22 protein-coding genes and 1 tRNA gene are annotated in these 24566 nt (G+C 61.1%); 4 read left to right on the top strand and 19 right to left on the bottom strand.

Features of this window, described 5'->3' with window-relative positions; all coding sequences use genetic code 11:
- Window positions 1-9: 9 nt before the first annotated feature.
- The 3 genes from KYT97_RS26290 to KYT97_RS26300 are packed head-to-tail and all read right to left on the bottom strand — an operon-like array spanning window position 10 to window position 3987.
- Complete coding sequence (locus tag KYT97_RS26290; RefSeq protein WP_033232828.1) at window positions 10-420, bottom strand: acyl-CoA thioesterase; 411 nt, start codon at window positions 418-420, stop codon at window positions 10-12.
- A gap of 3 nt (window positions 421-423) precedes the next feature.
- A complete protein-coding gene (ettA, locus tag KYT97_RS26295; RefSeq protein WP_033232826.1) occupies window positions 424-2103 on the bottom strand; it encodes an energy-dependent translational throttle protein EttA in 1680 nt (559 codons plus the stop codon).
- Window positions 2104-2154: 51 nt separating this feature from the next.
- Window positions 2155-3987 (bottom strand): ABC transporter ATP-binding protein, encoded by a 1833-nt coding sequence (locus KYT97_RS26300; RefSeq protein WP_175393700.1) that lies wholly within the window; start codon window positions 3985-3987, stop codon window positions 2155-2157.
- Between the two features lie 90 nt (window positions 3988-4077).
- On the opposite strand from KYT97_RS26300, the gene KYT97_RS26305 reads away from it, so the two are divergent.
- Window positions 4078-4539, top strand: a complete 462-nt coding sequence (locus KYT97_RS26305; RefSeq protein WP_219111060.1) for a MarR family winged helix-turn-helix transcriptional regulator — start codon at window positions 4078-4080, stop codon at window positions 4537-4539.
- A gap of 2 nt (window positions 4540-4541) precedes the next feature.
- On the opposite strand, the gene KYT97_RS26310 is transcribed toward KYT97_RS26305, so the two are convergent.
- The 4 genes from KYT97_RS26310 to KYT97_RS26325 all read right to left on the bottom strand — a co-directional run bounded on the left by KYT97_RS26310 (window position 4542) and on the right by KYT97_RS26325 (window position 7301).
- Window positions 4542-4964, bottom strand: a complete 423-nt coding sequence (locus tag KYT97_RS26310) for a single-stranded DNA-binding protein (RefSeq protein WP_219111062.1) — start codon at window positions 4962-4964, stop codon at window positions 4542-4544.
- A 166-nt stretch (window positions 4965-5130) separates the two neighbouring features.
- Entirely contained in the window at window positions 5131-5838 is a 708-nt protein-coding gene (locus tag KYT97_RS26315) for an SDR family NAD(P)-dependent oxidoreductase (RefSeq protein ID WP_033232818.1), read from the bottom strand.
- Window positions 5838-6167, bottom strand: coding sequence for a hypothetical protein (locus KYT97_RS26320; RefSeq protein ID WP_092808716.1), 330 nt, complete (start codon window positions 6165-6167; stop codon window positions 5838-5840). The genes KYT97_RS26315 and KYT97_RS26320 overlap by 1 nt, the downstream gene beginning before the upstream one ends.
- Window positions 6168-6203: 36 nt before the next feature.
- Window positions 6204-7301, bottom strand: a complete 1098-nt coding sequence (locus KYT97_RS26325) for an aromatic ring-hydroxylating dioxygenase subunit alpha (RefSeq protein ID WP_045066921.1) — start codon at window positions 7299-7301, stop codon at window positions 6204-6206.
- A gap of 101 nt (window positions 7302-7402) precedes the next feature.
- Between KYT97_RS26325 and KYT97_RS26330 the strand changes: the two genes are divergently transcribed.
- Complete coding sequence (locus KYT97_RS26330) at window positions 7403-7978, top strand: TetR/AcrR family transcriptional regulator (protein WP_033232812.1); 576 nt, start codon at window positions 7403-7405, stop codon at window positions 7976-7978.
- 4 nt (window positions 7979-7982) lie between these two features.
- Here the strand turns inward: KYT97_RS26330 and KYT97_RS26335 are convergent, their stop codons facing one another.
- The 9 genes from KYT97_RS26335 to KYT97_RS26375 form a co-directional block, all read right to left on the bottom strand.
- Window positions 7983-10019, bottom strand: a complete 2037-nt coding sequence (locus KYT97_RS26335; RefSeq protein WP_045066920.1) for a bifunctional copper resistance protein CopD/cytochrome c oxidase assembly protein — start codon at window positions 10017-10019, stop codon at window positions 7983-7985.
- A 46-nt stretch (window positions 10020-10065) separates the two neighbouring features.
- Complete coding sequence (locus KYT97_RS26340) at window positions 10066-11259, bottom strand: vWA domain-containing protein (protein WP_045066919.1); 1194 nt, start codon at window positions 11257-11259, stop codon at window positions 10066-10068.
- Window positions 11256-11846, bottom strand: a complete 591-nt coding sequence (locus KYT97_RS26345; protein ID WP_116102826.1) for an SRPBCC family protein — start codon at window positions 11844-11846, stop codon at window positions 11256-11258. The genes KYT97_RS26340 and KYT97_RS26345 overlap by 4 nt, the downstream gene beginning before the upstream one ends.
- Window positions 11843-12715: an AAA family ATPase gene (locus tag KYT97_RS26350; protein ID WP_219111064.1), complete on the bottom strand. Its 873-nt coding sequence runs from the start codon at window positions 12713-12715 to the stop codon at window positions 11843-11845. Before KYT97_RS26350 ends, KYT97_RS26345 begins: the two co-directional genes overlap by 4 nt.
- On the bottom strand, window positions 12712-13596 hold the full coding sequence (locus KYT97_RS26355; protein ID WP_219111066.1) for an XdhC family protein: 885 nt from the start codon (window positions 13594-13596) through the stop codon (window positions 12712-12714). Before KYT97_RS26355 ends, KYT97_RS26350 begins: the two co-directional genes overlap by 4 nt.
- A 30-nt stretch (window positions 13597-13626) precedes the next feature.
- A complete protein-coding gene (locus tag KYT97_RS26360) occupies window positions 13627-16014 on the bottom strand; it encodes an aerobic carbon-monoxide dehydrogenase large subunit (RefSeq protein WP_116102823.1) in 2388 nt (795 codons plus the stop codon).
- A complete protein-coding gene (locus KYT97_RS26365) occupies window positions 16011-16484 on the bottom strand; it encodes a (2Fe-2S)-binding protein (protein WP_092808723.1) in 474 nt (157 codons plus the stop codon). The genes KYT97_RS26360 and KYT97_RS26365 overlap by 4 nt, the downstream gene beginning before the upstream one ends.
- 1 nt (window position 16485) lies before the next feature.
- Window positions 16486-17358 carry an FAD binding domain-containing protein gene (locus tag KYT97_RS26370; RefSeq protein ID WP_219111069.1) on the bottom strand — a complete coding sequence of 291 codons (873 nt, stop codon included), beginning with the start codon at window positions 17356-17358 and terminating at the stop codon, window positions 16486-16488.
- 91 nt (window positions 17359-17449) lie between these two features.
- A complete protein-coding gene (locus tag KYT97_RS26375; RefSeq protein WP_219111073.1) occupies window positions 17450-18589 on the bottom strand; it encodes an XdhC family protein in 1140 nt (379 codons plus the stop codon).
- 92 nt (window positions 18590-18681) lie between these two features.
- Between KYT97_RS26375 and KYT97_RS26380 the strand changes: the two genes are divergently transcribed.
- A tRNA-Arg gene (locus KYT97_RS26380) sits at window positions 18682-18757 on the top strand.
- A gap of 10 nt (window positions 18758-18767) precedes the next feature.
- Here KYT97_RS26380 and KYT97_RS26385 read toward each other — a convergent pair.
- A complete protein-coding gene (locus KYT97_RS26385) occupies window positions 18768-20294 on the bottom strand; it encodes an HNH endonuclease signature motif containing protein (RefSeq protein ID WP_219111076.1) in 1527 nt (508 codons plus the stop codon).
- A gap of 66 nt (window positions 20295-20360) precedes the next feature.
- Entirely contained in the window at window positions 20361-20651 is a 291-nt protein-coding gene (locus KYT97_RS26390; RefSeq protein ID WP_141486159.1) for a putative quinol monooxygenase, read from the bottom strand.
- 138 nt (window positions 20652-20789) lie between these two features.
- Here KYT97_RS26390 and KYT97_RS26395 point away from each other — a divergent pair, with 138 nt between their 5' ends.
- Window positions 20790-22967 (top strand): glutamine synthetase III family protein, encoded by a 2178-nt coding sequence (locus KYT97_RS26395; RefSeq protein WP_092808728.1) that lies wholly within the window; start codon window positions 20790-20792, stop codon window positions 22965-22967.
- A 74-nt stretch (window positions 22968-23041) separates the two neighbouring features.
- Here the strand turns inward: KYT97_RS26395 and KYT97_RS26400 are convergent, their stop codons facing one another.
- The gene (locus KYT97_RS26400; RefSeq protein ID WP_219111080.1) at window positions 23042-24391 is read right to left on the bottom strand and encodes a glycoside hydrolase family 183 protein; all 1350 of its coding nucleotides are present in this window, start codon (window positions 24389-24391) and stop codon (window positions 23042-23044) included.
- Between the last annotated feature and the right edge of the window lie 175 nt (window positions 24392-24566).

Raw genomic sequence — 24566 nt, forward strand, 5'->3', positions numbered from 1 at the left:
TAGGGTGAACTACGCCGGAACAAGCGCTGCTTCCAGCACCAAACGCTCGCTGTCAGCGAGGGGTCTGGACTTTTCGGACACAGTGTCGAATCCGACCATCAATGCGTCACCGGATGCGCACTCCGCACCGGTGTTGTCGCGGACGACGTGCCGGACCGTGAACGAGGAAGTCCCGACATGAGTCGTGAAGATCTCGACATTCAAAGGACCCGAACGATCCGTCACCGGCTTGAGGAACTCGATGGACATCTTCCGGACAACGACGTATCCCGGACGGCCACCATGGGCGGCAAGCTTCGACGTCAGGAACTGAATGCGAGCTTCCTGCATGTACTCGGCATACCTGGTGTTGTTGACGTGGCCCAACCGGTCGGAATCACCCCACCGAACCTGAACCTCACACGTGAATACGTCCGACACCGATCAGTCCCTCGTGAGCTTGCGGTGCGTGACGCGATGCGGACGCGCGGCGTCGGGGCCGAGACGCTCGACCTTGTTCGCTTCGTAGCCTTCGAAGTTGCCTTCGTACCAGTACCACGCAGCTTCGTTGTCGCCGAAGCCGCCTTCCCACGCGAGGATGTGAGTACACGTGCGGTCCAGGAACCAGCGATCGTGCGAGATCACGACGGCGCAGCCGGGGAACTCTTCGAGAGCGTTCTCCAGCGAACCGAGGGTTTCGACGTCGAGGTCGTTGGTGGGCTCATCGAGCAGGATCAGGTTGCCGCCCTGCTTGAGCGTCATCGCCAGGTTGAGGCGGTTGCGCTCACCACCGGAGAGAACTCCGGCCGGCTTCTGCTGATCGTGGCCCTTGAATCCGAACGAGCTGATGTACGCACGCGACGGGAATTCGGTCTGACCGACAACGATGAAATCGAGCCCGTCGGACACGGTCTCCCAGACCGTCTTCTTCGGGTCGATGCCGGATCGGTTCTGGTCGACGTAGCTCAGCTTGACCGTCTGACCGATCTTGACCTCACCGGCGTCTGGCTCTTCGAGGCCGACGATGGTCTTGAACAGCGTCGTCTTACCGACACCGTTGGGGCCGATGACGCCGACGATGCCGTTGCGCGGCAGTGTGAACGAGAGGTCCTTGATCAGGACACGGCCGTCGAAGCCCTTGTCGAGGTTCTTGACCTCGACGACGACGTCACCGAGACGCGGCGGTGCCGGGATCTGGATCTCGTCGAAGTCGAGCTTGCGGGTCTTCTCGGCCTCGTTCGCCATTTCCTCGTAGCGATCGAGACGAGCCTTGTTCTTGGCCTGACGGGCCTTGGCACCGGAACGAACCCACGCGAGTTCGTCCTTGAGGCGCTTCTGCAGCTTTTGGTCCTTCTTGCCGGCAACCTCGAGGCGTGCGGCCTTCTGCTCCAGGTAGGTGGAGTAGTTGCCCTCGTACGGGTAGAGGCGACCGCGGTCGACCTCACAGATCCACTGCGCCACGTGATCGAGGAAGTAGCGATCGTGGGTGACGGCGAGGATAGCGCCGGGGTATGCAGCGAGGTGCTGCTCCAACCACAGAACCGACTCGGCGTCGAGGTGGTTGGTGGGCTCATCGAGGAGCAGGAGGTCGGGCTTGCTCAGCAGCAGCTTGCACAGCGCGACGCGACGCTTCTCACCACCGGAGAGGTGGGTGACCATATCTTCCGGCGGCGGGCAACGAAGCGCGTCCATGGCCTGCTCGAGCTGGGAGTCGATCTCCCAGGCGTCAGCATGGTCGAGCTTCTCCTGAAGCTCACCCATCTCTTCCATGAGCTCGTCGGAGTAGTCCGTAGCCATGAGCTCGGCGATCTCGTTGTATCGCTTGAGCTGAACCATGGTCTCGCCGAGGCCTTCTTCGACGTTCTCGCGAACGGTCTTGGTCTCGTCGAGCTGCGGCTCCTGCATGAGGATGCCGACGGATGCGCCGGGGGCAAGGAAGGCCTCGCCGTTGCCCGGCTGATCCAGCCCGGCCATGATCTTGAGGATGCTGGACTTACCAGCGCCATTGGGTCCGACGACACCGATCTTCGCGCCGGGGTAAAAGCTCATCGTGACGTCATCGAGGATGACCTTGTCACCGTGCGCCTTGCGCACCTTCTTCATCGTGTAAATGAACTCAGCCATGACCGCCAGCCTATCGGTGTTTGTCGCATTACCCACATTGCGTCGACGGGTTCACACGCTCTGCAGTTCGGTCGGCAGTTCCAAGGCTTCGCTGGACGAAGCTGCGAGAAGCTGCGCGTACCGTCCGCCTTGTTGCACCAGTTGGTCGTGTGTGCCCTTCTCGACGACAACACCCTGATCCAGAACAGCGATCAGATCCGCGTCACGGACCGTGGAAAGCCTGTGCGCCACAACCAAAGTGGTGCGTCCGACCATCAGTTCGTCGAGTGCGTCCTGCAGCGCGCGCTCAGTGCGGTTGTCCAACGCACTCGTCGCTTCGTCGAGAACGAGAATCGGCGGATTCCGCAGGACTGTCCGTGCGATGGCGATGCGTTGCTTCTCACCTCCGGAGAAGCGGTAACCGCGCTCACCCACCATGGTGTCGTAACCGTCATCCAGGCCGGAGATGAACTCGTGAATCTGGGCGATCCGCGCAGCTTGCTCGATCTCGTCATCGGTTGCATCCGGTTTTGCGAACCGCAGATTCTCGCGAATCGTCGTGTGGAACAGATATGTCTCCTGCGATACGACGCCGACCAGATCCGAGACCGTCGCCAGATCGAGGTCCCGCAGATCGACGTCGTCGATCCTGACCGATCCCGCCGTCGGGTCGTACAGCCGCGCGGCCAGGTAACCAAGGGTGGTCTTGCCAGAACCGGTGGAGCCGACAAGCGCCAGTGTTCCGCCGGCCGGGACTGTGAGGTCGATGTTGTCGAGAGTCTTGCGCTCTGTTCCCGGATATGAGAAGTCGACATGATCGAATCGCAGTTCGCCCGACAGTGCCGATACGTCGAACTCCTTCGACTCTTCCGGATCAGCGATGTCGATCGGCAGGTCCAGGTACTCGAACACGCGACTGAACAATGCCATGGAACTCTGCACCTCGACGCCCGTGTTGAGCAGCATCATGGTGGGCCGGAACAACTGAGTCTGCAAGGTCGTGAACGCGACCAGCGTGCCGACGGTGATGGTGTTGCCGTGGTCGAGCGTGAATCCCGCAAACCAGTAGACCAGTGCCGGCATGGCCGCAAACGTGATCGACATCGACGCCATGCGCCACTTACCGGCCATCATCGCTCGGAGTTCGACGTCGGCGACCTCGGCCGAGCGTTCGGCGAAGCGGTCGGTCAACGCGGACTTCGCACCGGTTGTCTTTCCCAGCAGAATGCCGCTGACCGAGAGTGACTCCTCAACTTGAACGGACAGATCGCTGAGCAACTTCTGCCGCTTGCCTGAGATCTTGCGGCGCTCGTTACCGATCTTGCGGGCGATCCGAATGAACACCGGCAGGATCGCCAGCGAGAAGATCGCCAGTCGCCAGTCGAGCAGGAAGAGCGCAACTATCGTCGCTGCAACGGTGGTCGCGTTCTGCGCAATCGACGTGGCGGTGTTGGTGACAACCGATTGCATTCCGCCGATATCGTTGGCGATACGTGACTGCACCTCACCGGTCCTGGTTCTCGCGAAGAACCCCAGCGACTGATTCTGCAGGTGCGTGTACACCCGGACACGCAGTTGGTGCATCAGTTTCTGGCCGATGCTGTTGGACATCCACGTCTGCACAACACCGAGACAACTGGTGATCACGGCAATCGCGATCATGCCGATTGCCAGGATGCTGACCAGTCCGAGGTCCTTGTCCGGGATTGCCTTGTCGAGCATTTCGCGCAGGAGCAGTGGGCTACCCAAGGCCACAATGGCACTGAGCGTGATGACCGCCGTGACGATGGCGATCTGTGTCCGATACGGCGTGAACAGCTCGAGGACACGTCGTGGTGATACGGGGTCCGCCGGAGTGGTCTCGACAGCGGAATTTTCGAAATCTCTGATGTGATCTGGTTTCACGTTTACCTCCTGGAGGCTTTCTCACCTTAATTTCATATTGATGAGGTTACCTCACTATGAGGCTGACACCAACAACGCTAGACTGACGCCATGCATTCCCGAGAGCGCGAACTCACCGATGTCGTGTTGTCCGTGGCGCGAACCATTCGACGACGCCAGGTCGCGGCCCTCGAGCCATTTGGCCTCTCCCCGTCACAGAGTCGTGCTCTGAGAGTGCTCACCCGAGTAGGCGAACCGGTCCGATTGGGCTTTCTCGCGGAAAAGCTGCGCATCGTTCCCCGCTCCGCCACGGATGTCGTGGATTCCCTCGAAGCGGCGGGATGGGTCAAGCGCACTCCCGACCCCCATGACCGACGAGCAGTGCTCCTCGAGCTCACCGATGCCGGTGCCGCCCTCGCGGCCGAGGTCGCCCGGGCGCAACGCCGAGAATCCGCAGATATCTTCGACGACCTTGACGACACAGAACGGGTCGTTCTCACCGAACTGCTCGAGCGAGTAGACGCGGGGCACGACCACGGCCGCCCCCGCGACTGCCCGAAAACGCGTGCCTAAACCTACGCCGCCGCAGTCTCTGTCTCTGTCTCTGTCTCTGTCGGTTCGTCCCCTGACACAGGTTTGCTGTGCCGTTCGATCTTTGCGATACACCGGGCAAGGTCGGGCCCCACCGCAGTTGCTCTCATCTCCAGATCGGAACGAGCAATCCCCTCCTTCGTGGTGTATTCGTTGGTGCGCAACTCCCCCGTCGCCATCACCGGATCACCCTTCATGATGGATGCTCCGACGCCGGTGACCAGCCGTCGCCAACACGTGACCGTGAGGTAGAGCGTCGCGCCATCGGTCCATTCCCCGGTCACCGCATCCTTACGTCGTGCGTTGCTGGCCATCCGAAAGCTCAGCACCTCTTCACCATTGGTGGTTTGCCGCTTCACCGGATTGGTGATGACGGTGCCGACAACCGTTGCAGATGTCTCGTACATGTTCCATCCCCCTTGAATCTCTTTGCCCACTGAATCCCACCTGAAAGATTCTGAATCGAAAACAGAATTGCCGTCACAATCAAAATGAACCTGGGGATGAACACAGTGCCTGTGGAAAAACAGCACTGCCCGGACCAGTTGGTCCGGGCAGTGTCGGTGTGTGGTGCTAGGTGTTACGGCCGCCATTGACCCCGAGGATCTGCCCGGTGATGTAGCTGGCGTCGTCCGAGATCAGGAAGGCACAGGCCGCCGCGATGTCTTCGGGCTTGCCGACCCGACGGACCGGCGTCGTCAAGATATGGTCATCGACGCTTCCACCGAGTCGATTGAGTTCCTCGTCGCGTCGCAGCAACGGAGTGTCTACGAATCCGGGTGGCACTGCGTTCACCGTGATACCCAATGGACCGAATTCGAGGGCCAAAGATTTTGTCAGCCCGTTGACCGCGGACTTCGCCGCAACGTAGTGCGCCATGTATGGCTGACCCGAATGTGCACTGGAAGAAGAGATATTGACGATCCGGCCCCACTTTCCCGCGATCATGTCGGGCAGCGCCGCCTGGGTGCAGTGATAGGTCCCGTTCAAGCTGACTCCGATGACCTTCTGCCATTCGTCGAAGTCGATGTCGACAAAGCGGCCGTTTCCGACGATGCCTGCCGCATTGACGAGAACAGTGATCGGACCGAGCCGTTCGCGAATCGCGGCCATTGCCGCATCGACCTGCTCGCGACTGGTGACGTCTGCGGTGTGGGCATTCTCGGAGTCACTTGGCGTCCAATCGATGGTGGCAACCTGATAGCCGTCGGAGTCCAGACGCCGAGCGATGGCCTGACCAATTCCCGAAGCCCCTCCGGTAATGACAGCAGTCTTTGTCATCAGGGCACCGGCTCGAAGATCGCATCCATGGTTGATGCGCCGGTATCCGGCACCCTCGGTTGCGACCAGGCCTCGATGGGAAACGACACGTTGATCAGCGAATAACACAGTTGCAGTAGCCGATAGGCGTCGTCAGGCAATGCATCGAGCGGGAACTCGTCGAGATAACTCCCCGCGTCCAACAAACGAGGCAAGGCTGCGTCGTAGAACGTCTGCAGTTCGGTCATGTTGCTGGACAAGCGCTTTGCATAACGCTCAGCTTCGGTGGGCAGTGCCCACTCCGCGAAGGGTTCGAGATCCGCGAAGGCAACGGGCAAAGTGTTGGGCATCTGTTTTTCTCCTGATTCCTTTTACTCCGTGGCGAGTTACGTGCGTAGCAAAATCTCGTCGACAAACCGCTGCGAGGCGGTGTGCAGGTGACGGACCAGCACTTCCTGATCGCACAGTAGAAAATGCGATACAGCTCTCGACTCGAGCATTGTCTGCGTAGCTTCGAGCGTGTTGCAGTCCTGGAGACCGAACTCCTTGAAGGTGACCGCAGCCATTTCCTGCCGCATACGCTCGGTGGCGTTCTTCGGTGGCGGCATGTACAGCGTGCCTTCAAAGGTGTGCTCGTTGTAGGCGGTTGGCCAGTAGTGGTAGGTGAGGTACCACCCGGGTTCCCACACCACGATCATGAAATTCGGGAACAGGACGTAGGAGTCGAGACCCCAGGATTTATGCTTCGTCGGATTGAGTCCGGTTGGCAGCGTGGCAAGTTCGGGGAAATCGGGTTTGTCCCATGGACCGAAGTTGCCACTACGCAACAGTCGCTCCGTCGGTTTCACCATCATCGGATCCTTCGGCGGAGCCATGCCTCCCCACGACGACACCATTCCGTGTGGTCCGTCGATGTCGTACGCGAGCGCCTCGAAGCCGTAGCTCTTGAGCTTGTTCGACTCGTCGGACACGTACTGCTTCGAATGAAGGATCGGCGCGTGATAGAACTCGGCGAATGCGTCGATATAGAGCTTCCAGTTGCTGCGCACGTGCGCCTGATACTTGTAGACCTGAGTCATCCGGCCGAACGGATAGCCCGTCATGCCGGCAGCGAACTTTCCGAGGTAGTCATCCAGCGAAATCGTGTTTGTATCATCGAAATTGACGAATACGAACCCTTCCCACACATCGACCTGCAGCGGAACCAAGCCGTTCCCGGCACTCGACCAGGCAGTCACGGACTCGTCGGCGCCGCGAGTAACGACTACTGACGCGCGGACTGCGTCGATCACCCGGATGAAGTAACTTCCGGGAACAGGCACCTGCTCGACTCGACCTACGTTGAGCCAGGTGTGGCCGAAGACGGCTTCGCGCTCGACTTCGAAATACTCGGGGCTGATCGAATCCTCGAACGTAATCGGCCCGGTATCCAAGCCGAAATGCTCAGTCCAACTTCCCTCGGGCGGCTTCGGAAAATGCGGCATCTGTGCGTTCCTTTCCAATCCCAACAACATGACCGACGGTCAACTTACGGGTTCCTGTAACATATGGACCGCCGGTCAACTTGTCAATCAAAGGCGTGCTCATGGGTCAGGAATTGAAACGGGAGCGCAGCGATGCAGCTCGAAATCGTCGAGCGATTCTCGACGTGACAGAGTCACTACTCGCGCAGTTCGGGGCCGAACACGTCTCCATCGACCAGATAGCCACAGCGGCAGGGGTCGGCAAGGGCACGATCTTCCATCGATTCGGAAGTCGTGCGGGATTGATGCGAGCGCTGGTTCTCGAGCGCGCTCAGACTCTGCGCGACGCGGTCAACGAAGGCGACCCGCCACTGGGACCAGGCGCACCCGCGTCCGACAGATTGCTTGCTTTTTTCGACGCGATGTTCCGGCTGATCGTCGACAACGTCGAACTGATGATTGCGTACGACAACGCCACCACCGATTCACAAGCCGAAGAAATCAATGCCTTCTGGCATCGTCACATCACCGAGTTGCTCAAAGTGGCCACACCTGATGTCGACGCCGTGGTGATGTCCAGAGTGCTACTGAGCGTTCTCAACCCCGACGTCGTCCTTCACCACATCCGAACGCGACAAACCGAGCGCCTCGCCGCTTCGGTTCACGGCCTCGTCGCAGCCGTGGTCGCGCAATCCTGAGGGATCAGCGCGGGTCCCAGCCCTCACGGTCGCGCCTGGCAAGTTCGGCAAACATCGCATTGTGCGCGGCCAGGTCTGCGTCGTGATCGCGTTCGGCTGCGCGGTCCGTTCGCACGGCCGTTTTCCGGTCGGAGCGTGACCACTGCACCAGCAGGGCGAGCATGACCACCATCAGCGGGATCTCACCCGTAGCCCAGGCGATACTGCCGCCCAATTTCTGATCGCCGAGAAGATCGTCGTTCCAGCCCAAGCCAAGTGAACGGAAGAACTCGCCGCCCATGATCGTGGTGGTACTCATCAAGGCGATACCGAAGAACGCATGGAACGGGAGCGAGCCGAAGACCATGGCCAGTTTGGTCACGGGTTGGAGTTGGCGCGGCGACGGGTCGACTCCGATCGCCACCCAGTAGAAGAGATAGCCGCTGAGAATGAAGTGCAGGTTCATCAGCAGGTGCGCGCTGTGGGAATCGACCGTGGCTCCGTAGATACCGCCGAGGTAGAGCACGTAGAAGCCGCCGACAAAGAGAACCGCAGCAACAATCGGGTGAGTGATGAATCGCGAGAACGGACTGTGCAGGGCAACGAGAATCCACTCACGAATGCCGGGTACACCGTCCTTGCCCGCGGGTTCGAGAGCGCGCAACGCCAACGTGATGGGCGCGCCCAAAACCAGCAGAACGGGCGCCAGCATCGACAGCGCCATGTGTCCGGCCATGTGAACGCTGAACACCGCGGTCGCGTATTTGCCCACGCCCGACGAGGTCGCGATCAGCAGTACCGCGCATCCGATCATCCAGGAGATGGTTCGGCCGACGGGCCAGGAATCGCCACGCTTCGACAGCTTGCGCAGGCCGAGGAAATACAGAACCGCAGCGACGATCGCGGCTGTGCCGAACATCAAATCGAAACGCCACTCGGTCACGAATGCCATGAACGACGGCGGGTCCGGCAGGTTGTAGCCGAGTTCGACCTCGGGAATGGTCGGGATGCTCGTCGGCGGAGGCGGCGGTGTGCGGCCTAGGCCGATTGCCAGCCCGATGGTGGCAGCAAAGATGATGCCTTCGCCGCCGGCAAAACGGATCAGCGCCGAGCGGGAGTTCGGGTTCTCGGCGAGCGCAGGCAACGCGCGACTGCGCTGCAACCACCCGAAGAATCCGAGGACGATCAGCGCAACGATCTTCGCGACGATCAGGCGACCGTACGTCGTCGTGAACAGGTCGTCGAGTGGGAGACGCACAATCGCGTTGATGACACCACTGAAACCCATGACGACAAAACAAATGGTGGCGACCGTCGAAAAGCGCTGAGCAGCGACGTCCGTGTGGTCACCGCCACGGCGAGCGTGAGCCAGGAGCGCAAACAATCCACCAGCCCACAGCGACGCCGCAACGAGGTGCAAGATCAGGCTGTTGGTAGCAATGTCGTGCGAGCCCCCCGACGACGAGTGGCCGGTGAGAGCGAGGGGCATAAGGCCGAGCAGGCCGACCACCAGCAGCAACGGCGTCCACCACCAGCGCAGTGTCAGCCGAGCCAGAATTGCCAGGACCACAGCTATGACGGCCGTCCAGCGCCAGGCACCGGCGATTTCCACCTGATCGAGCCCGGACCACAGATTTGCCGGTTTGATCGCTTCGGAGAACGGCTGACCCGACGTATCGGAGAGCGTCAGCGGAATCAGCACCAGCGAACATGCCGCCCACACGATCGCGGCGTGCGATGCCGTCCGGACCGCACGATAGCCGTCGACGTCGAGCACACCGGACTTTTGTGGTGGCACGAAAAACGCCGCTAACAGAAGGGAGCCGATCGCGATGACAGCGGCAACCTCGGCAACAGCGCGAACTGCGGGCAGCCCATATGTCGTGATCGCGCCGGGGTCGGGAATGCCGAGCAGGGTCAACGCCTGAGATGCGGAAAACCCGACGACGAGAGCTGCGACCATCCCGGCAATCAGTCCACAGACCACAAAGATTGCGGTCGAAGAAGCGCGGACGCTCGTTTGTGGAGGGGACTGCGTCTGCGCAAGGTCGGGTGTAGCCATAGCTACCAGGGTAGGACCTATGGGATCGTCGACGACAATCCACCTACTACTGTGCGTCGGAGATGGTCGTGAACAAGGCCCGCAGAGCGGTCAATCGATCAGCCGGGAGCACGGTGTCGCAGTAGGGCAAGGCCGCTGCCATGGAACCGGTCAGGGGTTCGAACCCGGTCGCACCTGCACGCGGATTGAGCCACACGACCCGGTGGGCGCGGCGCCGGACTCGGGCCAGAGCGCGCACAAGAATGTCGGGATCGTCACTATCCCAACCGTCGGAGGCGATGACGACTACGGCCCCTCTCAAGGTGTGTCCGTGATGTGAGGCGAGCAGTGACGCAACAGATGTTCCGATGTGGGTGCCGCCGTACCGATCGACAACTCGATTATTGGCTTCGGCGATGGCCGCGTCGGCGCTGCGATGCGCCAGGATCGGAGTGAGCCGGGTCAACGTGGTCGAGAATGCAAAAACTTCGGCGTCGCCGCGCCGGGCGGCGACTCGCATCAAATGCAAGTACATGTCCGCGTATCCGTGCATCGAGCGACTGACGTCGCACAGCACCACAATCGTGCGGGGCCGCTGCTGTGGGCGGGCACGGGCGAGGCGAACAAATTCGAATCCGGTGCGCCTCGCGATACTCATACTTGCGCGCAGGTCGACGGTTCCGCGCCGGCCGAGTCTGCGTCTTCTCCGGCGGCGCCGTGGCCAGTCCGACTCCGCTTGTTCGATCCACTGCCCGAGGAGTGCAAGATCGCTCGGGCTCAACTGAGCAAAAGGCTCCTCGGATTTCCCGGCAAGGGCGCTCGGGAGTAGTAGACCCGGCCGAACCTGGTCCGGCACGGCTTCTCGCCCACTCGACGTCGCACGCCCGATCCACGGCACGTCGATGATGTCCGCGCCCCCACTAGAAACACCAGCAACAGGAAGAGTCGCGTCGCCGACCGTGCGGTCACTGCCTACCCGCCGCGCAATCGGGTCCAGGCCCAGAGTCGCACCGACAAAAACTCGCTCGAACTGCGCGTCGAAAATCTCGAGATCTTCCTGACGGTTGATCAGAGTTATCCGCGCGGTCCAGTACAACTGTGTCCGGGTGCGTGGCGAGTGGACATGCACGGCTTCACTGAAGTTCGCGGCCCCGACGGCCGACACTCCAACTCCGTGCCGACGCAACAGGTCGACCAAGGCGGTCGCGAAGGCAGCAACATCCACACCGCGCAATAAAGTCGCGCCCGCGTCAGGAATCATCTGCTTCGGCGACGCAGCAGCACAAACACGACGATCGCCGCGGCCACCGCAACAAGAAGTGGCAGAGCACGTTTCGCGACGGACCCGCCGGCAAGTTCGACTAAGTCGAGAGGTTCGGCATTCGGTGTTTCCACAGCTTGTGCCGGTCCGGCTAGTTTCTCTTCCAACGATTCCGCGAACTCCCCCATCAACTTCTCCGATACCTGCGTGATCATGGAACTGCCGAACTGCGCCAGTTTTCCGACGATCTTCACATCGGTGTCCACACTCACTCGTGTCTGCGCTCCTTCGGGATGTAGCTGCGCGGTGATGGTGGCGCTCGCATTTCCGGATCCGCGCTTGTCACGGCCACGGGCATTGATCACAGCCTTGTGTGTTTTTTCGTCCCTCTCCACGAATGTTGCGCGGCCGGCAAATTCGCTGAGCACCGGGCCTACTTTGACTGTCACGGTGCCCAGGAAATCGTCTCCCTCGCGTCCGGTCATCTGCGCGCCTGGCAGGAGCGGCGCGATTCCTTCGAGGTCGGTGAGGGTTCTCCATGCCTCCTCGACGGGTGCGGTGACGGTGAACTCGTGTGCGATCTTCATGGTGGCCCTTTCATCAACTCGCCGCGCAGTACCGCGCGATCGTCCGGAGTTTTTGCCAATGCACCCAGGCTGACAACGACGTCCTCCCGAACCAGATCAGCCACCCCCAAAGTCACGAGAGCCGACACCCAGTCGATGGTTTCGGCGACGCCCGGCGCCTTGTCGAGATCGGCACCTCGAATCTGTCCGACAAACGCGGTGGCGTGCTCGATCAATGCCAGATTCGCCGACGGCACCATGCGTCGTACGATCGCAACCGCACGCTCCGGCTCGGGATAGTCGATCCAGTGGTAAAGGCAACGCCGCCGGAGCGCGTCATGGAGATCGCGGCTGCGGTTCGACGTCAAGACCACTACCGGAGGGCGCATGGCTGTGAACGTACCCAGTTCGGGAACCGTGACGGCCGATTCACCCAGAAACTCGAGGAGCAACGCCTCGAATTCGTCGTCCGCACGGTCGATTTCGTCGACGAGCAGCACAGGAGCTGCCGGCCCGCGGTGCCGCACACATCGCAGAATCGGGCGTTCCTGCAGGAACTCCTCGGTAAACAGATCGGCTTCGTCGAGCGCATCCCCACGCGCTTCGGACAGTTTGATCGCCAGCAGCTGACGTTGGTAGTTCCAGTCGTAGAGAGCTTCGTTGGCGCTGAGCCCTTCGTAGCACTGCAACCTGATCAACGGCGCATCGAGCGAGAGCGCCAAAGCCTTTGCCGCAGTGGTCTTCCCCACTCCCGGCTCACCTTCCAGCAGCAGTGGCCGCCCCAGTTCCAGAGCAAGATACAACGCCGTTGCCGTGCCCACATCCAAGAGATAGTCATATGCGTCGAAGCGGCGGATCAACTCCGCAACATCGGTGAATTCGCCGCTCATGTCTTCTCGTACTTATGCCGACAACCCGGTGAACAGAACCACACGTCGACGCCGTCATCCTCGAGATGTGGTGTGTCCGCAGTGATGGTGACAGTCATTCCACAGATCGGATCGAGGGCCGTCTTCGCCACCGGGTCATTCCGCGCAACACTCACACCATCGAGACGGATGGCGCGGACCACGTCGACAACGATGGAAAGTGCGATCTCTGCTGGCGTTTTGGCGCCGATGTACATCCCGACCGGGGTGTGAACTCGCGCTCGCTCCGAATCCGTCAACTCCAGTTGTTCGAGCACCGCGGCGCCCCGCACTCGGCTTGCGACCAGGCCGATGTACTGCACTCCGGCATCGAGCGCAGCGCGGATCGTCAGTGCCTCTTCGCCGCCGAGGCTTGCGATAATCACGGCTGTTGCATCGTCAGTCACGGCTTCCGCCGCAGAACTCCGCACAACGTCGAGGTCAAGCACACGGGCAAACTCGACCACCGCATCCGCGATCGGGGTATCGCCGTACAGAGACAGCACATGTGCCGGCAGCGTGGGTTCCAAGAATATTTCCATCGCGCCACCGGACAGACACGGGTTGACCACCACGTCGGCACCGCTGGTTTTCGGAAATGGCGGCGCTCCATCGGGAAGTACTCGCAGCAGCACACTTTCACCGCTGTCCAAAGCACCTCTGGCTGCTTCGCGTACCGAATTCTGAGCACATTGCCCGCCGACAAATCCTTCGATTGTTCCGTCCGAGAACACTATTGCCGTATCTCCGGGATGCGCCGACGTGGGTTGCTGGGCCCGGACGACGGTTGCGGTCACAAAGGGGCGCCGCTCACCGATCAATTGCTCGGCGCGCAATCGCACGTCGTGAGTGGTGCCGTTCATTGCCCAACCCTTTCTCAGATCCAGCCTTTCTCAGATAGGTGGCCTACCTCGACCATTCATCGCTTCCCACACCCGCGACGGTGTCAACGGCATGTCCGCGTGCCGAATCCCGAAGGGCTTCAACGCGTCGACCACCGCATTCACGATGGCCGGCGGCGAGCCGACGGTTGCGCTTTCCCCAATTCCCTTGGCACCGATGGGATGGTGGGGCGACGGGGTCACGGTGAACCCGGTTTCGAGGTTGGGTACTTCCATCGCTGTCGGGATGAGGTAGTCCATGAGGGAGCCGCCGAGGCAGTTGCCGTCCTCGTCGAAGCTGATGATCTCCATCAACGCCATGCCGATACCGTCGACGATACCGCCGTGCACCTGGCCCTCGATGATCATCGGATTGATCCGGGTTCCGCAGTCGTCCACCGCGAGGAATCTGCGAACAGTCACCTGCGCGGTACCCGGGTCGATGTCGACCACACAGAAGTAGGCACCATAGGGATAGGTGAGATTCTCGGGGTTGTAACAGATTTGAGCTTCGAGACCGCCTTCGATCCCCTCGGGCAGATCGGCGGCACCGTGTGCCCGCATCGCAATGTCCGCGATGGTGACCGCTGCCGACGGATCGCCTTTCACATGAAAGGACCCCTTCTCCCATTCGAGGTCCGCGACGGACACCTCGAGCATCCCCGACGCGATGATCTTGGCCTTGTCGCGCACTTTGCGTGCAACCAGCGCAGCGGCGGCACCGGAAACCGGCGTTGATCGACTGCCGTAGGTACCTAGCCCGAATGGAGTGTTGTCGGTATCGCCGTGCACGACGTCGATATCGTCCGGCGGAATCCCAAGCTCTTCAGCCACGATCTGAGCAAACGTCGTTTCGTGCCCTTGCCCTTGTGTCTGAACCGAAATCCTCACTACCGCTTTACCGGTGGGGTGTATTCGCAATTCGCAACCGTCGGCCATTCCCAGCCCGAGGATGTCCATGTTCTTGCGTGGACCCGCTCCGACGGCCTCGGTGAAGAATGACATGCCGATGCCCATCAATTCGCCGCGCGAGTGCTTCTCGGCTTGCTCGCGTCGTAGGGCGTCATAGCCGATCATGTCCATCGCTTTGCGCATGGTTGTCGCATAGTCGCCCGAATCATATTTCCAGCCGGTCTTACTCGTGTACGGAAACTGGTCTGGCGTCAACAGGTTCTTCAATCGCAGTTCCGCGGGGTCCATGTCCAGGTCGAACGCCAGGCAGTCGACCAACCGTTCCACCAAGTAGACCGCCTCGGTGATCCGGAAGGAGCACGCGTAGGCAACTCCGCCCGGAGCCTTGTTCGTGTACACCGCCGTCATTGCGCAGTATGCAGCCTCGAGGTCGTAGCTGCCGGTGAAGACGCCGAAGAAACCGGCCGGGTATTTGGTGGGCGCCGCCGTTCCGTTGAATGCCCCGTGGTCGGCCAGCACATGAGTACGGATGGCCTGGATCTTGCCTTCCTTGGTTGCCGCGATCTCCCCGAGCATGATGTAGTCGCGGGCAAATCCTGTGCTGGTGAGGTTTTCGCTACGATCTTCCATCCACTTGACTGGTTTCCCGGTCACGAGTGAAGCGACTATCGCGCACACATACCCCGGATAGATCGGCACCTTGTTTCCGAACCCGCCCCCGATATCCGGGGAAATTACCCGGATCTTGTGCTCGGGTAAACCTGCCACCAGAGCGTAGAGAGTGCGATGCGCGTGCGGCGCCTGACTGGTGGACCACAGGGTCAGCTTCCCGGAGACACGATCGTAATCGGCAACTGCCCCACAGGTTTCCATCGGAGCCGGGTGTACACGCGGGTAGACGATTTCCTGTTTTGTCACAACATCGGCTGCGGCAAACACCGCGTCGGTGGCAGCTTTGTCACCGGTTTCCCAGTCGAAGCAGTGATTGTCCGTCTTGCCGTCGAGATCGGTGCGGATCACCGGTGCGTCCGGCGACAATGCAGTACGCACGTCGATCACCGGATCGAGGATGTCGTATTCGACTTCGATCAGCTCCAAGGCGTCCCGCGCCGAGTACCGATCCTCGGCCACCACAAATGCGACCTCCTGCCCTTGAAAGCGCACTTTGTCTGTAACCAGTACCGCCTGCACGTCGCTGGACAGCGTCGGCATCCACGCAAGACCTTGCGCGGCCAGATCCGCTCCCGTCACCACCGCCTTCACCTTCGGATGTTCCTGCGCCGCAGTGGTATCGATGCTCACCAGCCGAGCATGTGCCACCGGCGCACGCAGAATTGCGAGATGCAGCATGCCAGGCAGTTGCACGTCGTCGACGTAGTGACCCTGACCTCGAATGAAGCGGGGATCTTCCTTGCGGAGCATTCGCCCATGCCCGCACGGCTTTCCGTCGTTGACCTCCAACTCAGGCGCCGAGTCCACGCTGGTCATGACGCACCTCCTACCGGATGCGCCGCTGCCCACTGCACTGAGCGCACGATCGTCGTGTATCCCGTGCAGCGGCAGATCTGACCGGAAATCGCTTCCCTGATTGTCAGTTCGTCAGGGTCAGGATCGCGATCAAGGAGCGCTCGCGCGGTGATCATCATCCCGGGAGTGCAAAAACCGCACTGCAATCCGTGGCAGTGCATGAAACCCTCTTGAATGGGGTCGAGCACACCATCTCGTTCAAGACCTTCGACGGTTCCGATCTCGTGACCGTCGGCCATAACCGCGAGCATGGTGCACGACTTCACCGGTTCCCCGTCCACCGTCACCACGCAGGTCCCACAATTGCTGGTGTCACATCCCCAGTGAGTTCCTGTGAGCTGCAGTTGGTCTCGCAGGAAATGCACCAACAACATGCGCGGTTCCACGTCTTCCGACACCGGCTCACCGTTGACCGTCATCGATACCCGCATATCAGTCTTCCCCAATCCTGGCCACAGCAGTTCGCAGAGTGCGGACGGTCAGTACGCCGGCGAGGTGGCGTTTGTAGTCGGCACTTCCGCGCTGATCGGTCACGGGATCGCAGGCCTGCTCGGCCATCTCACCAGCGCGTCGGTAGACCTCCTCGGACGGCGCCTTGCCACCCAGATACTCGGAAATCGCGGCCAGCGCCTGCGGATCGGAATTGACCGCAGTAAGGCCGAGCCGTCCTCTCCTAATCGCGCCGCCTTCCATCCACACCGATGCACCCGCAGCCGTGATCGCCCAATCCCCCACGCGCCGTTCCACCTTTGCGTACGCGCTCGAACTGTCGGCCCTGCTCGCAATCCGAACCTCGACCAGAATCTCGTTTGTGCTGAGGGCCGTCTCATAGGGACCGACATGAAATTCCGCCATCGGAATGTCGCGGGTTCCCGAAGGACCACGTACGACGCACGTCGCCTCCAACACCGAGCACACGGTGCTGAGGTCTTCCGCGGGGTCGGCCTGACACAACGAACCGCCGATGGTTCCGCGGTTTCGCACCACCGGATCGGCGATCACTTTTTCCGCGTCCCGAAAGATCGGGAAGGCGCTGGCAAGGTCGTCGGATTCGAGTAACTGACGATGACGCGCCATCGCGCCGATCCGAACGTGTCCGTCCCCGAACGCGATGTAGCCAAGTTCCTCGGCCAAGTCGTTGATGTCGATCAGATACTCGGGGTTTGCCAGTCGCAGCTTCATCATCGGAAGCAGGCTGTGTCCGCCCGCAACAACGCGCGCCTGATCGCCCAGTCGCTCCAGCAATCCGATGGCGTGGTCGATACCGGTTGCCCGCTCGTACTCGAACGGCCCAGGAACCTGCATGTGATGCACCCCACATTCGACTGTCATCTCAGCTTCTGCCGAGCGTCACAGCGAGTCAAGGGTGCCACAGGCGGTAGTGCATTTCCCCAGGTCAGCGACTCTCGGATTCCCCTGAACTGCGGTGAATGGGGCCCGCCAACCCGCTCAGCGGCTTGCCCTCACCACCCCACCGAAGCGCGATGATCTCCGCCGCGATCGACACTGCGGTTTCCTCCGGCGTTCGCGCGCCGAGGTCCAGACCGATCGGACTCGCCAGCCTCGCCAACTCGAGGTCGGTGACACCTGCCGAGCGCAATCGTTCGAGCCTGTCTTGATGTGTGCGACGCGAACCCATCGCGCCGACAAACCCGACTTCCGGTAGTCGGAGCGCAACCTCGAGCAGGGGCACGTCGAATTTCGGATCGTGCGTCAACACGCAGATGACCGTGCGTGAGTCGATTGCGCCGGCCTCCGCCTGTGCTGCCAGGTATCGATGCGGCCAGTCGATCACCACTTCGTCGGCTGTCGGAAACCGTGACGGAGTCGCAAAAACCTCGCGGGCGTCGCACACCGTCACCCGGTACCCGAGAAATGAACCTTGCTTGGCAACCGCGGCCGCAAAATCGATGGCGCCGAATACCAGCATCCGGGCGCGGGGAGCGTAGCTCGCGACAAAAACCCGCATCCCCTCACCTCGACGCTCACCGTCCGGTCCGTACGTCAGCACTTCCGTACGTCCTGCCGCCAACAGGCCACGAGCGTCGTCGGTCACCGCGGAATCCGCGCGCGCCGATCCGATCGAACCGTCCGTGGTGTCCGGTCGTATCACCATGCGTCGGCCCACCCACGACGGATCCGAGTGAGTTATGACGGTTGCCACCGCTACCGGGCGATGCTCCTCGACATCGGCGGCCACACTCTCGAGACTGTCGAACGTCTCCCTCGACACAGCCTCGACAAAGACCTCGATCGTGCCGCCGCATGTCAGCCCCACCGCAAAGGCGTCGTCATCGGCAACGCCGTACCTTTCGAGGGTCGGTACACCGGATTCGATTACCTCCGTGGCTGTTTCATACACGGCACCTTCGACGCACCCACCCGACACCGAGCCGGTCACCGAACCGTCAGGGGCCACCAGCATCGACGCGCCCGGCATCCGGGGAGCTGACCGGAACGTCCGCACCACTGTCCCGACACCTGCCGTACCGTCGGCTCGCCACACCTTCATCAGTTCGGACAGAACATCCCGCATCTGCAGCTCCCATTCGGCGTCTTCTCCTATCGAGCGTATTCCAGACGGGGGTGATCGAGCGCCGTCACGGGGGAAGGTAATATCGTCTCCGCGCCTCCGTAGCTCAGGGGATAGAGCAAGAGCCTTCTAATCTCTTGGTCGCAGGTTCGAATCCTGCCGGGGGCACCATACTTTCTGGTCAGAACGGTGGTGGCTCGTTCACCACGTGGGATGGAATCGCAGCGCGAGCAAGTGGTCGCCGTCGCCGCCATCCCGCCATCGTGGAATCGAGCATGAACTCGAGATCTGCCTCGACGCCACGACCATGGCATCGGAACAATCGCTCAACCACATGACTTTCGGTAAGCCGGAACCGCTCGACTTCATCGGACTGCACATCGGGATCACAAAACGCACCCCGCGGCTTCGTCACGACAAGAGAACCAGTCGGTGCGACCCATTCGAGTGCCCCGCCTCCGATCTGCCGCACGGTCCAGTACCCCCAGGTCTTGAGCCGATGATGCTTGCGGCACACGGACGCCAGGTTCTGCTCGGTGGTGAGCCCACCGCGGTCAGGATTCTCGTGATTGAACGCCACAGTATGATCGAGATCGCAATTCTCGGCCCGCACACCACAATTCGGGAACCGGCACGTACCGTCGCGGGTCCGGACCGTCCGCGCAAGCGCAGCCGAAGGTCGATACGTCCGCTCCTCCCGGTACCGCTTCCGCGCTGCAACGGCGGCAGGTGACACTAATGGTGCGCTCGACCGCCTACCCACTCCGAGTACAGGTCCGCCAGTCTTGAAACCATGTGTTCCCGTGAGGTTTTGGCAGAGAATATGACGATCCTTCTCCGAGAGCGTCAGCACTTGCCGCCACACAGCATCGGCCGCAATTTCCCGCGCCAACTCCGCATCGATAGCACCGTACCCATGCAGAAAAGCCGGTAGATCATCAAAACCGAGCAACGTGGAAACATTGACGCCCACCAGAATTGTCGCTTGCGACGGGGCTGATACCGGCTCCACATCCCGCCCACAATCAGTGCCACATGCACAGGCGAGAACCGCCCGCCCCTCCGACAGCGCTACCAAGGCGTCGGCGCGACGTTGCGCCAAGGTTCGAGGATCGCGCGCACATACCTGCCGCGACATCGTCTGCAGCTTTGCCGCCACAATCTGGGCACCAACCGCCGGCAGCACACCGTCGAGCGTCGACATACCGTCAACGCCTGCACTGATCCGCACATCGCGGTCTTCCTGCGCGCGCCGCCGCCGAGCGCGCACACCTTCCGGATCATGGCGTGCGATCAGGCTGCGCGCTCGGGCCTTGAGCCTGCTGCTGCTGCATTTGTCGGCGCCGTCCAGAAGTAACTGTTCAATGAGGTCAAGTGCATCATCGGACACATTGGCCAGCGCATCCGAAAGCGCTGTCGCCTTACCGAGATCAATCTCTCCCGACGCAAATGCCGCAGACACCCGATGCAACCGCAAGCGCAGATCGCACCCCAACGAGATCATCCGCGTCGCCGCATACTCGGTGATACTCAGAACGAACGCAACTTCGACATGAACGAATTCACCCTGCACCGCGGCATTGCGACCGACGTTCTCATCCTCGGAACACCGCTCGAAGTACAGCGACGTGACGGCATCAACTTCGAGGAACTGGGCGCGCGCAATGGACGCATGTCCTTCGACCAATGCATCCACAATGCCGCTCATCAACACCCCCCAGTTCGAACGTACATTCGATTCTAACAGCAATCAATACCTATGGGAATATCTGCGTCACAACACTTTTGAATAAATCAGCGCCGGCGCGGCCTTCTCCAACCTGTCCAGGGCCGCAACCAACCGCACAAAATGATCGGTGTGCGTGTGAGCGTCCAGGTGCGCTTGGGATTCCCATTCCTCCACCAACATCAGCTCACCGGGATTGTCGCTTTGCTGCAGCAATTCGTAGCTGATGCAGCCGCTCTCCTTGCGGGTCTCGCGAACAAGTTCGCGATAGATACCTATGACCTCCGCGAGATTTTCCGGTTCGACCGCACTGCCCACCAACACCCTGATCGCTGACATTCGGCAATCCTGCCCGAACCCACCGACAAGTCGAGGGCAGGCGCAATGTCTGTGAAACATTCCCGATACAGAAGGTTCGTAAAGTGATCGGCAATCGGGTCGCAACAAGCTGCCCTGGGCCGCGCGAGGGGTACGTAGATGAGTGGAAATGCAGTTCGTCTGCAAGCGATCAAGGACGTCGAGGCCTACACACCTCCCGTCGTGAGTTTCTCAGGCGACGAAGCTCCCGGCGAGGTGTTCGGCGCCAACGTGTTCAACAAAGTGGTGATGCAGAAGCGCCTGCCCAAGCAGATCTACAAGTCCGTGATCGCCACGATCGAACAGGGCAAGCCCCTCGACCCGGCGGTTGCAGACGCCGTTGCATCGGCCATGAAGGACTGGGCACTCGAGAAGGGCGCCACCCACTACGCGCATGTCTTCTACCCACTGACCGGCCTGACGGCCGAGAAGCACGACAGCTTCTTCGAGCCGGTCGGCGACGGGTCTGCGCTCGCCGAATTTGCGGGCAAGACACTCATCCAGGGTGAGCCGGATGCGTCGAGCTTCCCCAACGGCGGCCTGCGCAACACGTTCGAGGCTCGCGGATACACCGGCTGGGACGTCACCAGCCCGGCATACGTTCTCGAGAACCCCAACGGCAATACCCTCTGCATCCCTACGGTTTTCGTATCGATGACCGGCGAAGCGCTCGACCACAAGACTCCGCTGCTCCGCTCGCAGCAGGTGATGGGCGTGCACGCCGAACGCATCCTGAAGCTGTTCGGCCACACCGAACCCGAGCAGATTGTGTCCTTCTGCGGTCCCGAGCAGGAGTACTTCCTGATCGATCGGCACTTCTTCCTCGCCCGCCCCGACCTGCTCAATGCCGGCCGCACGCTCTTCGGCACCAAGCCACCCAAGGGCCAGGAGTTCGACGACCACTACTTCGGCGCCATCCCCGAGCGAGTCCTCGGCTTCATGATGGATACCGAACGCGAACTGTTCAAACTCGGCATTCCCGCGAAGACCCGTCACAACGAGGTTGCTCCCGGCCAGTTCGAGATCGCGCCGATGTTCGAGCGCGGCAACATCGCCGCCGACCATCAGCAGCTGTTGATGACCACGTTCAAGACCGTCGCCAAGAAGCACGGCATGGAGTGCCTGTTCCACGAGAAGCCGTTCGACGGTGTCAACGGCTCCGGCAAGCACGTCAACTTCTCGTTGGGTAACTCGGAACTCGGCAGCTTGCTTGTCCCAGGCGATAATCCGCACGACAATGCTCAGTTCCTGGTGTTCTGTGCAGCTGTGATCCGCGCCGTCCACAAGTACGCGGGACTCCTGCGCGCCTCCGTGGCGTCGGCTACCAACGATCACCGCCTCGGCGCCAACGAGGCTCCGCCCGCGATCATCTCGATCTTCCTCGGCGACCAACTGGCCGACGTGTTCGAGCAGATCGCCAAGGGTGCTGCGACGTCGTCGAAGGACAAGGGCACCATGATGATCGGTGCCGACACGCTCCCCGTTCTCCCCACTGATCCCGGCGACCGCAACCGGACCAGCCCATTTGCCTTCACCGGCAACAGGTTCGAGTTCCGTGCTCCGGGGTCCATGCAGACCGTCAACGGTCCGATGGTGACCATCAACACGATCATGGCCGAAGCTCTCGACTACATGGCAACCGAACTCGAAACGGCAGTTGCCGACGGTGCCGATTTCGACACCGCGGTTCAGAACCTGCTGACCGACATCATCACCAACCACGGAGCCGTCGTCTTCAACGGTGACGGCTACTCGGAAAACTGGCAGATCGAAGCGGAAGCACGCGGACTGCCCAACCTACGGACCACGTTGGACGCTTTGCCCGAACTCATCTCCGAATCCGCTTTGGAGCTCTTCGACAAGTACAACGTCTTCAACCATCGAGAGATGCACAGCCGCTACGAGGTCGGCCTCGAGCAGTACGCGCTGAGCATCGGCGTCGAGGCACGCCTGGCGGTTGAGATCGGCACGACGCTTATTCTCCCCGCAGCGGTCCGCCATCAGACCGAGATCGCCCAGAACTTCGTCGCATTGAAGGCTGCCGGCCTCGAACCGGATTCAGCGCCGCTGACCGAGGTTTCCGAACCGGTGACCGCTCTTCGGGCAGCACTTGCCGCTTTGCGCGCGGCGATCAAGGTGATTCCCCACGACTCGCCGCTCGAAGCTGCCACGCATGCGCAAGAGGCATTGATGCCGGCCATGGCGGATGTTCGCACCGCTGCGGATCTCCTGGAAACCATGGTTGCGGACGACCACTGGCCGCTCCCCACCTATCAGGAAATGCTCTACATCCTCTGACGACAAAGAATATGGCCTGCAACCGAATTCCGGTTGCAGGCCATATTGCTATGCCATATTTCTATTCCATATTGCTATTCTCCGGGCATTCTCATCTCCAGGAGCTGAGCCTCACCGGTTGTCGCTGGGTCCGGCCGGTCGCGCGAATCCGACGACGACATCTTCATGCCCGTCAGGTCTGTCTGCATATAGATCACGTTGTAGCGATCCCACGTTGTCGCGACAAACTCGAGCGTGTTGCCGGTTCGAGAGGTCCACGGGTGCATGAACCCGCCGTACAGGCTCGGCAGGGTATATCCGCTCAGAAGGGTCTGCGTGCCACTCCACGGACCCTCGGGATGATCGGCCTGCCGAATCACCAGACTGCCGTCCGCGCTGGTGTACATCGCGACGTACTTGTCGAGATAGTCGTTCCACTGCACCGCGAGTTCACTGACCGGGGCCTTGATGACCTGCACCGCGTCGTCGGAGTTCGCACTCCAACCCGAACCGTCCCAATACGTGTAGGCAAGGGGGTTTCGCAGTTCTGCACCGAGGACACGCGCCAAAACTGCCTTCCCGAAGCGTCCCGACGGGGTGCCGTACTCGTAGATATAGCCGTCGCCACCGTCGACGAACGCGCTCTGCTGAAAGTTCTCGTTGATCGAGGACACAGCCGGAATTCCCGGAATGTCGAGGCCAGGAGTGTTGGCGCGTACCGTCACGGGATCGATGTCCCAGTTCTCGCCGTTATCCGTCGAGTAGGCCAGCGCCGAGTAGTTGGTTGTCCAGGCGCCCGGCTCGTCCCACGTACGAACCGACATGAACCGGATGTATTGCACACCGCCGTAGGAGATGCCGGCCGTCGGGATCGTGGTGAACTCGAACGGGATGCCGAATCCGGGGATGATCTCCTTGGAGTGGTTCGGAAGGTCCTTGGGTGAACTGTCGATCCGAAGCCGGTCCTGGAAATCGGTGTTACTACTGCGGAAGAGCACATTGCTGCGCCAGTCGTCGCCGTCGACCTCGCAGTCGCCGACAGTGTCACCGAATGCCATCAACACGTTGTGGTCAGCTCCGGAAAGCCCGTTGTCCCACATGATTCCGAGGTCTGTACCCGAGACGTTGAACCGGTTGATCGTGTCGTTCGGGCTGCCAGGGCCGGTCACCATTTCGATTGCCTTGGTCCGGCCGGTCAATACGGGCAATGCGCCGTTCGGTGCGCCCGTGATCCAGGGCAAAGAATTGACCAGCGATCCCGTGCCGGCAGAGCCCGAGAGGGAACCCGTCATCGAACCCGTCAGCGAGCCAAGCGAACCGGTACCGCCTGCCCCACACGGTCCACCTATCGCCGATGCCGCTGGGGCTGACGCGATGGTTGCCGCAATCGTGACTACACCTATGGACAACAACGCTGACACAGACCGTTTCGAGCGCACACGCATCCCCTCTGTCTATTTGTTCGCTCCGCCAGCAAACCACCAGCGCAGTGTTAACAGAGTGAAAGAAGAGCAAATCGTTATAAAACGGTCACTTGATTTCCCGGAAAAACCCGGTGTGGCGGATTTCACCTTCGCCCAACGGATGCCGGATTGGGCAACAAAGGCGCCTACTATGTAA

The sequence above is a fragment of the Rhodococcus globerulus genome, from assembly GCF_019334125.1.
Classification (GTDB): Bacteria; Actinomycetota; Actinomycetes; order Mycobacteriales; family Mycobacteriaceae; genus Rhodococcus_F; species Rhodococcus_F globerula.

Bases quoted from the DNA above. Each gene is read 5' to 3' on its own strand.
- ettA (WP_033232826.1), bottom strand. From the start codon at position 2,103: ATGGCTGAGTTCATTTACACGATGAAGAAGGTGCGCAAGGCGCACGGT.
- KYT97_RS26305 (WP_219111060.1), top strand. From the start codon at position 4,078: ATGCATTCCCGAGAGCGCGAACTCACCGATGTCGTGTTGTCCGTGGCG.
- KYT97_RS26310 (WP_219111062.1), bottom strand. From the start codon at position 4,964: ATGTACGAGACATCTGCAACGGTTGTCGGCACCGTCATCACCAATCCG.
- KYT97_RS26315 (WP_033232818.1), bottom strand. From the start codon at position 5,838: ATGACAAAGACTGCTGTCATTACCGGAGGGGCTTCGGGAATTGGTCAG.
- KYT97_RS26320 (WP_092808716.1), bottom strand. From the start codon at position 6,167: ATGCCCAACACTTTGCCCGTTGCCTTCGCGGATCTCGAACCCTTCGCG.
- KYT97_RS26325 (WP_045066921.1), bottom strand. From the start codon at position 7,301: ATGCCGCATTTTCCGAAGCCGCCCGAGGGAAGTTGGACTGAGCATTTC.
- KYT97_RS26330 (WP_033232812.1), top strand. From the start codon at position 7,403: ATGGGTCAGGAATTGAAACGGGAGCGCAGCGATGCAGCTCGAAATCGT.
- KYT97_RS26335 (WP_045066920.1), bottom strand. From the start codon at position 10,019: ATGGCTACACCCGACCTTGCGCAGACGCAGTCCCCTCCACAAACGAGC.
- KYT97_RS26340 (WP_045066919.1), bottom strand. From the start codon at position 11,259: ATGATTCCTGACGCGGGCGCGACTTTATTGCGCGGTGTGGATGTTGCT.
- KYT97_RS26345 (WP_116102826.1), bottom strand. From the start codon at position 11,846: ATGAAGATCGCACACGAGTTCACCGTCACCGCACCCGTCGAGGAGGCA.
- KYT97_RS26350 (WP_219111064.1), bottom strand. From the start codon at position 12,715: ATGAGCGGCGAATTCACCGATGTTGCGGAGTTGATCCGCCGCTTCGAC.
- KYT97_RS26355 (WP_219111066.1), bottom strand. From the start codon at position 13,596: ATGAACGGCACCACTCACGACGTGCGATTGCGCGCCGAGCAATTGATC.
- KYT97_RS26360 (WP_116102823.1), bottom strand. From the start codon at position 16,014: ATGACCAGCGTGGACTCGGCGCCTGAGTTGGAGGTCAACGACGGAAAG.
- KYT97_RS26365 (WP_092808723.1), bottom strand. From the start codon at position 16,484: ATGCGGGTATCGATGACGGTCAACGGTGAGCCGGTGTCGGAAGACGTG.
- KYT97_RS26370 (WP_219111069.1), bottom strand. From the start codon at position 17,358: ATGCAGGTTCCTGGGCCGTTCGAGTACGAGCGGGCAACCGGTATCGAC.
- KYT97_RS26375 (WP_219111073.1), bottom strand. From the start codon at position 18,589: ATGCGGGATGTTCTGTCCGAACTGATGAAGGTGTGGCGAGCCGACGGT.
- KYT97_RS26385 (WP_219111076.1), bottom strand. From the start codon at position 20,294: ATGAGCGGCATTGTGGATGCATTGGTCGAAGGACATGCGTCCATTGCG.
- KYT97_RS26390 (WP_141486159.1), bottom strand. From the start codon at position 20,651: ATGTCAGCGATCAGGGTGTTGGTGGGCAGTGCGGTCGAACCGGAAAAT.
- KYT97_RS26395 (WP_092808728.1), top strand. From the start codon at position 20,790: ATGAGTGGAAATGCAGTTCGTCTGCAAGCGATCAAGGACGTCGAGGCC.
- KYT97_RS26400 (WP_219111080.1), bottom strand. From the start codon at position 24,391: ATGCGTGTGCGCTCGAAACGGTCTGTGTCAGCGTTGTTGTCCATAGGT.